General features: G+C 66.2%; 9 protein-coding genes and 1 pseudogene. 2 read left to right on the forward strand and 8 right to left on the reverse strand.

The window, feature by feature from the left end; genetic code table 11:
• Positions 1–25: 25 nt before the first annotated feature.
• The 5 genes and pseudogenes from KF791_00515 to KF791_00535 all read right to left on the reverse strand — a co-directional run bounded on the left by KF791_00515 (position 26) and on the right by KF791_00535 (position 3,801).
• Positions 26–421 (reverse strand): annotated as a pseudogene (locus KF791_00515) (DUF1156 domain-containing protein).
• An 18-nt stretch (positions 422–439) separates the two neighbouring features.
• Positions 440–1,861 carry an ATP-binding protein gene (locus KF791_00520; protein MBX3731054.1) on the reverse strand — a complete coding sequence of 474 codons (1,422 nt, stop codon included), beginning with the start codon at positions 1,859–1,861 and terminating at the stop codon, positions 440–442.
• A gap of 120 nt (positions 1,862–1,981) precedes the next feature.
• Positions 1,982–2,230, reverse strand: coding sequence for a transposase (locus KF791_00525; GenBank protein MBX3731055.1), 249 nt, complete (start codon positions 2,228–2,230; stop codon positions 1,982–1,984).
• Positions 2,231–2,389: 159 nt separating this feature from the next.
• Positions 2,390–3,106: a hypothetical protein gene (locus tag KF791_00530; GenBank protein MBX3731056.1), complete on the reverse strand. Its 717-nt coding sequence runs from the start codon at positions 3,104–3,106 to the stop codon at positions 2,390–2,392.
• Between the two features lie 83 nt (positions 3,107–3,189).
• On the reverse strand, positions 3,190–3,801 hold the full coding sequence (locus tag KF791_00535) for a hypothetical protein (GenBank protein ID MBX3731057.1): 612 nt from the start codon (positions 3,799–3,801) through the stop codon (positions 3,190–3,192).
• Between the two features lie 260 nt (positions 3,802–4,061).
• On the opposite strand from KF791_00535, the gene serA reads away from it, so the two are divergent.
• The gene (serA, locus tag KF791_00540; GenBank protein ID MBX3731058.1) at positions 4,062–5,660 is read left to right on the forward strand and encodes a phosphoglycerate dehydrogenase; all 1,599 of its coding nucleotides are present in this window, start codon (positions 4,062–4,064) and stop codon (positions 5,658–5,660) included.
• Positions 5,661–5,667: 7 nt separating this feature from the next.
• Here serA and KF791_00545 read toward each other — a convergent pair whose 3' ends face one another.
• The 3 genes from KF791_00545 to KF791_00555 form a co-directional block, all read right to left on the reverse strand.
• Positions 5,668–8,691: a HEAT repeat domain-containing protein gene (locus KF791_00545; GenBank protein MBX3731059.1), complete on the reverse strand. Its 3,024-nt coding sequence runs from the start codon at positions 8,689–8,691 to the stop codon at positions 5,668–5,670.
• Positions 8,692–8,717: 26 nt separating this feature from the next.
• Positions 8,718–9,608, reverse strand: coding sequence for a hypothetical protein (locus KF791_00550; protein ID MBX3731060.1), 891 nt, complete (start codon positions 9,606–9,608; stop codon positions 8,718–8,720).
• A 97-nt stretch (positions 9,609–9,705) separates the two neighbouring features.
• Positions 9,706–10,743 carry a hypothetical protein gene (locus KF791_00555; protein MBX3731061.1) on the reverse strand — a complete coding sequence of 346 codons (1,038 nt, stop codon included), beginning with the start codon at positions 10,741–10,743 and terminating at the stop codon, positions 9,706–9,708.
• Positions 10,744–11,082: 339 nt separating this feature from the next.
• On the opposite strand from KF791_00555, the gene mpl reads away from it, so the two are divergent.
• Complete coding sequence (mpl, locus tag KF791_00560; protein ID MBX3731062.1) at positions 11,083–12,492, forward strand: UDP-N-acetylmuramate:L-alanyl-gamma-D-glutamyl-meso-diaminopimelate ligase; 1,410 nt, start codon at positions 11,083–11,085, stop codon at positions 12,490–12,492.
• Positions 12,493–12,494: the final 2 nt, after the last annotated feature.

Consider the following 12,494-nt stretch of genomic DNA (forward strand, 5'->3'; position numbering starts at 1 on the left):
CGGGCTGAACCATGAGCGCCCGAAGTCACCTCCCCGGCGGTTCATCACGCGTTGCGTGCAAGAGGAGGGTGCCCACCCGGGGTTCAGGGTGCTTCCGGTGCGGTGAGTCGCCCGGGCGCACCGGGCACGGCAGGTTGACCGTTTGGATATCGCGCCGGTCGACCGACCTGGGGCCATGGCTGCTGCCGTCGCCGCGCCGGGGACCCCATCGCTCCCGCAGGGTGCGGAACACCCCGTCCACATACTTACGCGTTCCCAACACCGCCCCGTCGGCAAAGTACCGTACTCGCAGTTGCCGCCGCGCCCACCACAGGAGCAACGTGGAAGGATGCCCACGACGGATGGATTTTTCCCGCGCTCAAGCCGCATTGATCATGTCCAGCGGCGGGGCGACTTCGATGAGCTTGCGGGGTGATTTGATGGAGTGGTCGGGCGTGGGTCAATGTGCGCTGGTTGGGCTGTTCAGTAGCCACGCCAGGGCGGGTTCCCACTGAATGGATGGCGGCAACGAGACGGGAGGGAGGAGATCCAGCGAGAGAAGTAGGAGCGTAGCCTGCGGGTGCCCGGTGTGGGCTTCCTGGAGAGCCCGGACTTCACGCTCCAGGATGGCGGGGGTGTTGAGCTCAGCGCAAACTTGGATGAGCAGAGTGGTGCCATCCGGAAGAGCGGCGTGGAAGTCGACCTCGTAACCGGACGGCGTGCGAAGGTAGCCGATTTGAGCCCCACGGCGTTCGAGTTCCAAGAGCACCGCGGTTTCCAGGGCATGGCCGAGGTTGCTTCGGGAGGTGCGGTCAAAAATAGGGATGAGACCGGGGTCCACCGGGTAGGCCTTTCGCGGATGGATCATGCGTTGACGCTCGGAGGCCGTATGGAGGCCTACTGTGCGGATGAGAAAAGCGTCCTCCAAATGCGCCAGGTAGGCGTGGACGGTGTCCTTGGCCACGGCGATACCCTGTGACTTCAGGGTCGCGTAGAACTTCTGCACGCTGAAGGGGGCAGCGGCATTGCCCAGGAGATGCCCCACCATCCAGCGCAGGGTGAGAGGATTGGACACGGAGTGCCGCTCAATGACATCGCGGAGCAGGGCGACATCCACGTAACTGCGAAGGGTGGCCGCATGGTCCCGCGGAGCGGCGTTCTGTACTTCTGGAAAACCGCCTAAGCGAAGGTAGCTGGCAAAGTGACTCTGCAATGTGGAGCGGGCCGCCTTGGCCAGATGGGCAAGGGGTTTGTCCGGTTCCGCCTGCCGATGCCGGAGAAACTCGCGAAAGCTGAAGGGGTGAACGAGGACTTCCAGGGCGCGACCCCGCATGGAAGTGGCGATCTCCCGGCTCAGGAGACGGGCAGAGGAGCCGGAGAGGAAGATGTCTACCTTCTCGGTGTCCAACAAGCGGCGGACGAAACCCTCCCAGCCGGGGACGATCTGGATTTCATCCAGAAACAATGTCGCCCGGGTGCGATCCCGCAGCTCTGGATGAAGATGGTAGTAGGACTCAATGAGCCATTGAAGATCGCTGGCGGGGAGGCCGGAGAGTCGCTCATCCTCAAAGTTGAAATACAAAAGAGCCTCGCGAGGGACGCCGCTGGCCAGGCGATCCGCCAAGCACTGCCAAAGAAAAGTGGTCTTCCCAGAACGGCGCATACCGATGACTGCCAGCACCTTTCCTGGAAGGCTCGGCACATGGATGTCCCGTCGGGTCAGCTCGGGCACGGACATCCCGAGGCTGTCCGCCACTTTCTGCTGGATGACCGTCTTGAATTCTCCTTCCATCAAGGCGAATGTAAGATAAAATACTCCTTTTGAAAAGGAGAAATCGAGGCGCTCGAGCAATGCCTTGAGATCGTGGTTGACCGAGGACACCCCCAACCGGGTTCTTCCTTGAAGGGATGCGTGACGTAATTCGGACGGGGGAAATGGGGGGTAATAGGGGCGGGGTCGAACTGGAGAGGGCTTCGGTGCGGGCAAGGATTTCCTCGGGGCTCAGGGTTGTTCCGGACGGGCCGGAACCTCGACCAGGAGATGGAAGTGGTTGGAGAGAATGCTGAAGGTGAGCACGCTCACGCTGCAGACTCGTTCGTATGCCCGGAGCAGGCGCACGAAATGTTCGCGTTCCTGGGGACCGAAGACGAAGTCGCGGTTCACCACCCGCAACATGCAGTGGTCATGGGCGACGGGAAACGCGGTGGGAGCCTTCAGACGACGCTGGTGTATTGCGGCAGCGTCGCCCATCGCAATGAAAGCCCGACATCACCAGATCTACCGATAGATGTCCTCTTCCTGTGGGTTCTTTCCAAAAATGCGTTGGATCGGTTCGTGGAATTGGATTAAAAATTTCGGGAACCCGGTCCCGGAACGCAAGAGCGAACCGGACCGCACGGCTTCAAGACTTCAGGATCCCCGCAACGCCCAGCGTCCCGCAGGTTCCACCGAATATCCAAGGTCGCCGTAGTTCTGCCGGGGCAGAAATACGAGTTCATCCCAGCGCTGCACACTCCTCCCAAAAATGTCCAGCCGGACGGCCCAGGGATTCCCGCCGTAGCGTCGGGCCAGCAGCGCCGGGTCCACGATCAGTTCAAATCGGGGATGGGCGGCCATGCCCGTCGCGGGCTCGGTGGGCAGGAACGCCGGCACCAGATCGGCCCATCGAGCAGGGGGGTGATGGTTCGTCCGGACATAGGCTTCGACAGCCGTCACCACCGGTTCACTCCGAATCGCGAGATCGTGGAGGATTTGCTTGCGGATGGCCCACGCCCTGTCGGCCCCCACCTGGAAGCCTGCGAAGTACGCAGCGGCGGTTGACAGGACCATACCGGAACCGAGGGCGAACGTCCGCCACGACATGGGCGACACAGACTTCATCACCAGGAGTCCGGCCACGACCAGAGGGGCGGCGAACGTGGCGGCAACCAGGAGCTTGAGGAAGACGAAGGCGTCGGGGCCCAGGATCGGTGCCAGGCTGGCCTTGGCCGCCGCCGGCGCGGCCCGGATGGCGAAGATATAGGCCGCCACTGGCAACGTGACCGCCAAGACCGCCAGCAGCAGTTCCGACGCCCGGATCCGGTGGGACCAGGATGCCTTCCAATGCGGGTGGAGCAGGGGACTCATGCGGGATCACAATCGTGGAGTGAAGATAGCCGACAGCCAATAGCCGATGGGTCTGAAACGCGACCGCACCCGGGGTGCGCTATTCAAGGCGTCCCGACGTCAAACAGGACGACGTCATCCAGGAACAGCACGGCGGATCCGGAACCCGGGCCTTCGACAAAGAAGAAGAGGTCGTCCACGAGATTACCGGCGGGGAAAGCTCGGTCGGGGGAGCCGTCGTTGCGGCGGGAATCCCGGGTGAAATCCAGTTCGGTCGTCACCCAGCGACCCTGCTCTAGAGTCTCCAGGCGGATGTGGCGGTTGTCCTGAACAGTGGCGTCGAAAATCTGGACGGTTATGGCCGACGCGCCGGTGAGATGATGGCGGAATCGCAGCCGGGTGTCGGCCCCCACCGGATGCGGCGGGGCGATGGGCAGCACGATCATGGCGGCGCCGTCGCCAGGACGCGGGACGCTCCGGGCGGCCCGGCCCGTGGCGCCCGCAGGCGGATGCGCCGCGAGGAGAAAGTCTCCGGGCCAGTCCGGGTCCTTGGCGCCGGTGTCAAAGGAGGCTTGGAGAATGATCCGGCGGGTGGGGATTTCTGGCGATGGGACCGCTCGCGGATCGCCCGGACGGGATGAATAGCAGGCGGTGAAGAGGGTGCCGGCCAAAGCCAGGCCTGTCGTCAGATGGAGGTGCAAGGAACGGGGCTTCATGGGTTTCGTTGAGAAATGGCCGATTCGTGTGTGGTGGAAAGGCTTCACATCCAGGAACTCCTTTTCCAGCCAAGGTTGTCGTCCTCAGGGGCCTACTGATAGATGTCCTGTCCCTGTGGATCCTCGGATCGGCGGGGGCCTCGTATTGCCCCACAGGGGTTCGGTTCCGAGCGCTTCAAGGGCGGTGAGTCGCCCGGGCGCACCGGGCACGGCAGGTTGACCGTTTGGATATCGCGCCGGTAGCGTCCGCACCCGCGACCATGCACGTCCTCGTTTGCGATCCGATTTCCCCCCGGGGCATCGCCTACTTCCAGGCCCGCCCGGAATTTCAGGTGACCGTATTGACCCCGCGCCTCCCGGAGGCCGGGTTGCTTGCCGCCGTGGCGGATGCCGAAGCCCTGGTGGTGCGGTCGGAAACCCGGGTGACGGCGCGTCTGCTGGAGGCGGCGCCCAGGCTCAAGGTGGTGGGCCGGGCCGGGGTGGGGGTGGACAACGTGGACGTCGAGGCGGCCACCCGCCGGGGCGTCGTGGTCATGAACACCCCGGGTGGCAACACGGTCACCACGGCCGAGCTCACCTTCTTCATGCTGGGAGCCCTCGCACGGAAAATCCCCGCCGCGCACGCCAGCATGGTTGCCGGCCGATGGGATCGGAAGACGTTCCAGGGCACCGAGGTCGCCGGCAAGACCCTGGGAATCCTGGGTGCGGGGCGGATCGGAACCGAGGTCGCAAAACGCGCCCTCGCCTTTGGCATGCGGGTGGTGGCCTACGACCCCTTCCTGACCGATGCCCGGGCGCGCCAGATGGGCATCGAGCTGGCGCTCGACATGGATGTCGTCTTTCGGGCGGCCGACTTCATCACCGTGCACCTGCCGGTGACCGCCGAGACCCGCGGCCTGCTGAATGCCGAAGCCTTTACCCGCATGAAGCCCGGCGTGCGACTCATCAACTGCGCCCGCGGCGAGATCGTGAACGAGGCCGACCTCGTGTCGGCCCTCGAATCCGGCCGCGTTGCGGGCGCCGCCCTCGATGTCTTTGCCTCGGAGCCGCTCGCCGCCGACCACCGCCTGCGCAACCTGGCCAACGTGGTCCTCACCCCGCATCTCGGGGCCAGCACCGAGGAGGCGCAGGAAAAGTGTGGGCTCGAAGTCGCCGAGATTCTCACCGCTTTCCTGCTCACCGGCGAGGTGCGCAACGCGGTGAATCTCCCCGGGGTGGATGCGCAGACCTTCGAGCTGGTCCGCCCCTATCTGCCGCTGGGCGAGAAGCTCGGGTCCCTGCTCGGACAGCTCGCCTCCGGCCCCGTGGACCGCCTCCACATCACCTACGGGGGCCGGGCCCAGGAATTGCCCCAGACGGATCCCGTGACGCGGGCCATCCTGCGCGGATTTCTCAGCCAGAGCGCGGTTCAGGACATCAACAACATCAATGTCCGCAGCGCCGCGGCGTCCCTCGGGATCGCCGTCGAGGAGAAGAAGTCGGACGAGCCCGTGACGTTCAACGAATGGCTGCACGTGCAGGCCTTCAACGAGGGCCGGAAGGTCATTTCGGCGGGTGGGACCTTTTTCGGCTCGCCCAACAATCCGCGCATCGTCCGCCTCTACAGTCTGCCGGTGGAGATCCCCATCGCCGGAACCCTCCTGTTGATCCGCAACGAAGACCGGCCGGGCATCGTCGGCCACCTTGGGAGTGTGCTGGGCGCGCACGGGGTCAACATCGCCAACATGAGCCTGGCCCGGGACGCCGCTGGCGGCCAGGCCCTTACCGTGCTGCACCTCGACAGCCCTCCGCCCCAAGCGGCCCTCGACGAGCTGGCCCGCGACCCGGCCATCACCAGCGCCCGCGTCGTCGTCCTCTGAGCTCCGGTCACGGGCGCCCAAGTTGGGACAGGTAGGCCACGAGGTCGCGAATCTCGTTGCGGGACAGACCGTCCAGCAATCCCTCGGGCATCAGCGAACCCAGCTGACGTCGCGACTGGATCTGGTCCGGGTGCAGCCGGATCATCCCGCCCGACAGGTGATCCAGGATCGCCACCTCCCCCGGGGTTTCTCCGCGCAGGTATCCCTGGTACGTCTCCCCGCGTCGTGTGGTGATCTCGTGGGCGACAAACCCCTCCTTCACCTCCTTCTGAGGCTCCAGCAGGGCGCTGAGGACGAACTCCACCGACTGCGATGTGCCAAGGGCACCCAGGTTGGGTCCGATCAACCCCGGGGTCCCGTCCACGCTATGACAGGCCGTGCAGCCCAGCGCCGGCCACCGAAAAATTTCGGCCCCACGAACGCGGTCACCGGAAGTCCGCACCTCGGCCGCCAGGGTGGTCCGGTCGGTTTCGGTCCATGCCGACAGGGGAACACCTGGTCCGGTGGCGCGCTCGAACACCGCCGCCAGTTCCGGATCCCGCCGCCCGCTGGACGCCATCAGCTCCAGGGCCGCCACGGCGGCGTTCCGTGAGGGCGCGGTAGCGTTCAGGGCGCGGGTCAATGACGCCACGGCGTCCCGTTGTTGCAGAAACGCCAGGAGAACGGTGCGCACGGCGTCGGGAGTGACCGGACCCGACCACGCCGACGCCGCGAACCCGGCGGCCGCATCGGCGTCGCGTCGAACCAGGGCGGCGACCGCCCGGGCGCGGACCTCGGGCTCTGGATCGGAGGCGGCGAGGCGGGTCAGCAACCGGAGCGATGCCGGATCTCCCAGCTCCGCGAGACCGTCTGCGGCCGCCTGACGCTCCTCCGGCAACGCCTCCGCGAGGGCCGCACGTTCCAGCGCATCGCGGTGCGAATCCACCTGCCAGAGGCCCGCTAGCCTCAGGGCGCCGCACCGGACACCCACGGCTTGAGACCGCAAAAGCGGCTCCAGCAGTGCGCCGAGATCGCCCGGCGGACGGACTTCGCGGTTTTTTGAAACGACGGCCAGCCGCTCCAGCCAGACGGCATGGAGTTCCGGGTCAGGCACGGCGCCACGGTTGAAGGTGCGCGGTGACAGCAGGACCACGAGTTCGTTCGGCCCGCCGGCGTCGGCGACCGTCTGGAGCAGCTCCTCCCGGGTGGAATCCTCCAGGGCGACCTCGGCAATCCGTCGCAGGCGTCCGGCCGCGTTTGCCACGGTGTCCGCACTGCGGTCGGCGCGCGCGAGCGCGGTGAGTCGCGCGGGAACACCACCGAGGGTGAGTTCGCCCCGCTCCAGGGCCGGACGCCACCAGGGCTTCAACGCCTGCACACACTGGGTGAAGGCGTATTCGATGGCCGGCTCCATGGCGGCATCCGCGGCCAGCGCCGCCACCTCGATGGCCCGCGCATCGGGAACCTGGGCGCAGGCGACCACGGCTTCGAGCCGCACCCGGGGATGGGCGTCGGCAACCAGGCGCGTGAGCCGCTCGAGATAGGGTTTCAGGTCAGCCCCGGAGTCCTCTGCGGCGCGATGGGCCGCGGAGAGTCCGGCGACGCGCGCCGCGAAGGCCCGTGCCTCAAACCGTGTCGCACCGGCGAGACGGTCCAATAGCGGCGGCGGCACCGGCCCAAACCCTGCCATCACCCCGATCCATTCGAACAACTGGTGTTCATCGGGCGGGGGGGTCGCGTCCTCGTCCAACCTGTGTCCCAGTGCTTCAAGCACCGCCGACTGCGGACGCCCGGCAAGCACCCGCGCCGCCATCTGCCGGGTCCACCGGTCGGGCGAGCCGAGTAGGTCCAGCAGTTCGGACACCGTCCCGGCCGACAAATCGCGGCGGGCGGGCGGGGTCCCCGCCGGGCGCTTCGGCTGAACCCGCCAGATCCGCCCGTGCGTCTTGTCACGGTCCGGATCCCGGAAGCTCGCCTGGTAGTGTCCGATGACCGGATTGGCCCAGTCGCACAGGTAGAGCGCGCCGTCGGGACCAAACCGCACATCCACCACGCGGAACGAGGTGTCCGTCGTCTCCACCAATGGCGGAAGCCGTTCCACCCGGAACGTCGCGCCATCCTCCGTGACCCGGAACCGCTCCACGCTGTTGTGCAGATAGCCTCCGGTGACCACCTCACCCTGAAAGGTCCCGGGCCAGACCGCATTTTCAACGAAGTCACCCCCGCCGAACTTGCGCCCCTGGTTCCAAAGCGACTTCTGTTCCAGAAAGTGCCGGGTGGGGATCATGGCCTGCGTAAGGTGATAGACCCCGTGGCCGTTGCCGGCGAACACCAGGGGCTGGCCCCAGCGGTCGAACACGTTGCCGAAGGGATTATGCGCCCCCATGGCGCCGTCCCAGAAGGCCTCGAGACGGAGGGTCCGCGGCCAGAGACGCCAGACACCGGCCTGGCGCAATTCAGCAATGCCCCAGGGGGTTTCAACCCGGGAGTTGGCGTGGAGCCCCTGGCTCATCAGCAACTCGCTGCAGGGACCCCAGGTGAAGGAATTCAGCGTCTGGTGGGAGTCTCCCGTGCCGAACCCGCTCAGGAGCACGCGCCGTTCGTCGGCCCTCCCGTCACCGTTGGTGTCGCGCAGGTGCAACAGTTCCGTGGCGGCGCCGACATAGACGCCGCCGTCTCCGAGTTCAATGCCTGTCGGGATTTGAAGCCCATCGGCGAACACGGTCGAGCGGTCGGCGCGCCCGTCGCCATCCCGGTCCTCCAGCACCACAATCCGGTCGTCGGCAGGGACACCGGGAACGGGCTGCGGATAGGTCACGCTGCAGGCCACCCACAACCGGCCCGCGGGATCGAAGCGCAACTGAATCGGATTGATCACTCCCTCCAGCTCGGAGGCAAACAACTGGATCTCGAAGCCGTCGAGCATGCGGAACGCGGCACGCTGAACATCCGGGGGGGGAACCCCGGGAGCCGCCGCCAGTAGTCCGGCGACCAGTGTTGCGCCAGCCACCTTCGTCAACCGGCGTTTCCAGACCTGCATTCGGAAATCCATGGAAAACGTTCGTTGCCTGGGAACTCTCAGCGTCCGACGGCATCCGCGCGCCTCCAGATCTCCTGGTCCGCCGCGGCAATCAGGGGGACGAATTGCTCCATCTCCTTGGGGAACCAGCGTACGGACCGGTCCCGGTGATCGCGGCTGCTCGGTTGGTCGGTGCGGTCGCCGGCGAGGAAGGCCCAGTTCATCGGACGTGAGTAGTCGAACCACAACCGGTTTCGGGCCACCACGGCGCGGCGGAGCGCCTCCCAATCGTTCTGCGCAAACCGGCCTCCAGAAAGCTCGACTCCTTTGCCGGCGTCGGTTCCCGACACTTCCGAGGCAACCGCCATGGACCACGCGGTCTCGTCCAGACCGGGGCCGGGGGGCACCACGGGGATCCCCAGGCGCCGGCCCAAGTCCTGGATTGCGGCGATGTAGGCGTCCAGGGCGGGCGATCGCCGGACGTCCCCGGCCTGGCGCGTCCCGTCGGGAGGCGATGGAGGGATGATGAGGATCCGGCGCGGTACCACGGCGCCAATGTCGTCCAGCAGACTCTCATAGGCGGCCACGAATGCGGCAATACCGGCCGGACCCGCCAGCGACTCCATCTCCCCGAACTGCAGCAGGGCGACCGCGGCACCGGAGGCGCGCAGTTGATCCGGGAGGCCCGGATAATTGAGCTCGCGGGGCCGTTCGAACACCGTGTCGCCCTCCCAGGCCAGGCTGCGCCAGCGCAACCTCCATTCCGGCCGCGCCCCCGCGACCAGCGCTTCAATGACGCCCGACCGCTGCGCTGCCACCACGCGGGCGCCGCCCAACCAGGCCACGGTGTCCCCGGCTCGAAACGGCGCGGTCGTATCGGCGCCGGAGGCCGCAGGCAGGGCGATCAGCGCCACGGCCACCAGCTTCCAAACTGCATTGCGGAACTCCATGGGAAGGATGCCGGAACCCTGCCACGCGGCCACCGCGGTCGCGAGCGCGAAACTCCGATGCGACGCCGGACGACGCGATCCCCGCAGTTCGCGTCATTCACTCCATGCGCACCTGAGAGTAACCCTCCGCCTGAAGGAATCCGGGCAGGGTGACGGACAGAACGTTGGCGCGCGGCAACAACGCGGCATCCACGATGCGGCGCCAGACCGGTGGATCCAGCGAATCAGAACGCCAGATGGAGTACTGCCGGTCTGGCACCAGGTTCACATCGAATCGCAGACGGCCATCCGGCATTTCCCGCACTTCGGAGGTTTGGACCCAGGGGTCTTCGGGAACCCCGAGATCCAGCACGCGCCCCCAATCGGCGAAGGGGCGTCCGGCAAAATCCTGGAGGTGATTGAACCGGGCCCGGGCCGATTCGATGACATCCCGCAGCTCCGGACTCGCAGACTCGAGGAATCGGTCGGCAAGCCGGTTGAGCAACTCCACCAGGTCCTCCCCGAGGAGCACGTCCTCCCCGATCCCTCCGAGATAGCGGGCGAACCCGCCCTCAAACTGCTGCAACACCCGCACGGCATCCTCAATGAAACCCGGCTCTGCCAGGCGTTCGTTGAGAATTTGTACCAACTCCGGACTGTGCCGCTCGTAGGCCTTCACCCAGAACTGGCCGGCCTCGGTTGTGCGCATCCACGCGCGCAGGGTGTAGTAGACCGACAGGGAAGCGTCGGGAGGGGTGGATTCACTGGATGGCCGAGCCGCCGGCTGCCCGGAAGGGACATCGTGGGCAGAGGAAGATTCCCATTCGCCCTGAAAAATTGAGAGAATCCAAAATACAACACAAGAGGCCCAATATTCATACGCCGCGCCATCGCGAACCGGACCAACCTCCACGACCCTGCGAATCATCCCTTCCAGCCGATTGTTCGCCGGATTGGGATCCTGCCGGCTTCCTTGGCCCAAGGGAATGTCCACCGCCCCTCCATCGCCGGTGTAGCGGACAATGGTGATGCTGCCGTCTTCCACCCGGTAATCGAACTGGGCTAGCGCCGGGAACCATAGTGAGAGGGCGACCAGGGTGGAGAGCCAGAGACGCGTGGTTCGGCATCCGTGAGTCTTAGGGGTTGTGCGGTTCATGTCGGAGATGGGGAGTGCGGTTTGCTGAGCAACTCCATCTAGCATTCCCCATGCCCACAGAAGGACGACGCGGTCCGGAACTCAAACTCTTGGGGGGGTACGAGGAATTCCGATGCGCAAGGGCTAGAGGCAGTGGTTTTCGGCCAAACTCATGGCGGGGCAGACTTCGGGTAATCGCCTAGATCTCCCACGGGCCGGGCTTCCGGTTGAGCGCACGGTTCGGCGGAGCCTCACCCCACCGGATCACCGGATCACGTGCTGGCTCCCTGGCGGTGGCGATAGGCGACTTGCGGGCGAATTCGACTTGGAACCGGGGCCCGGACCTCCGGAAGCTGGGGCGTGCTCACGGACTTCCGAAGCGTCCACTTCATTGGCATTGGCGGCACGGCGATGGCGAGCGTGGCCGTGGCCATGCACGAGCGCGGCTACCGGGTCACGGGGTCCGACCAGGATGCCATCTACCCGCCGATGTCCACGTTCCTGGCCGCGCGCGGGATCGTGCCGCGGGCGGGCTACTCGGAGACGAACCTGGTGCCCGCACCGGACCTGGTCGTGGTGGGGAACGCCATTTCGAGGGGAAATCCGGAGGCGGAAGCCGTGCTCGAGCGGCGTCTGCGCTATTGTTCGCTCCCGGAACTGCTCCGCGAATGTTTCCTGCGCGGGCGGCGGTCCCTGGTGGTCACCGGCACGCACGGCAAGACCACGACGACTTCCCTGCTGGCCTGGGTGTTCGAGTCGGCCGGACTCCAGCCCTCGTACCTCATCGGCGGCATCCCGGCCAACCTCGGCCAGGGAGCCCGCTTCACCGACTCGGACTGGTGCATTCTCGAGGGCGACGAGTACGACACCGCCTTTTTCGACAAACGGAGCAAGTTCGTCCACTACCTGCCGGAGGTGGCCATCGTGAACAACCTGGAAATGGATCACGCCGACATCTTCGGATCGCTTTCCGAGATCCAGCGCTCATTCCAACGATTCCTGAACCTCGTTCCCCGCAACGGACTGGTGCTGGCCAACGGCGATGATCGCAATGTCGCGCCGCTCCTGGGCATCACCCACTGTCCCGTCATGCGGTTCGGGTTGGGCCCGGCCAATGCGCTTCAGGCCACCGGGGTGGCGCTGGGGCCGGAGGCGTCCGGGTTCGAGCTGGACGGCGTCCGCTACACCGTGCCGCTGGTGGGCGAATTCAATGTCCGCAACGCCCTCGCCGTGGCCGCCTGTGCGCGTCATTGCGGGCTGACTGCGGACCAGATCCAGCGGGCGTTTTCGGGATTTCTTGGTGTGGAGCGACGGATGACGGTGCGCGGCGAGGAGCGGGGGGTCGCGGTGGTGGATGATTTCGGGCATCACCCGACGGCGATTCGCGAGACCCTGCGGGCGCTCCGGGTGCGATTTCCTTCGCGCCGTTTGTGGGCGGTGTTCGAGCCCCGCTCCAACACCACCCGGCGCAACCTGTTTCAGGCCGAGCTGGCGGAGGCCCTGGAGCGCGCCGATGCCGTGGTGGTGTCGCAGGTGGCCCGTCTGGAGCAACTTGCGCCGGAGGATCGGCTGAACCCGGATCAGCTCATGGAGGATCTCCGCCGCGCGGGTCGCCCGGCATCCTATCTGCCCTCCGTCGAGAGCATCCTCGACCACCTCGTCAGAGCCGTGGAACCGGGCGACGTCGTTTGCGTCTTCAGCAACGGGGGATTTGGGAACATTCACCAGCGACTGCTCGGACGTCTCGCCGGCGGCGGGGAAATCCCATAGGC

This window comes from Verrucomicrobiia bacterium, from assembly GCA_019634635.1.
Taxonomy (GTDB): domain Bacteria; phylum Verrucomicrobiota; class Verrucomicrobiia; order Limisphaerales; family UBA9464; genus UBA9464.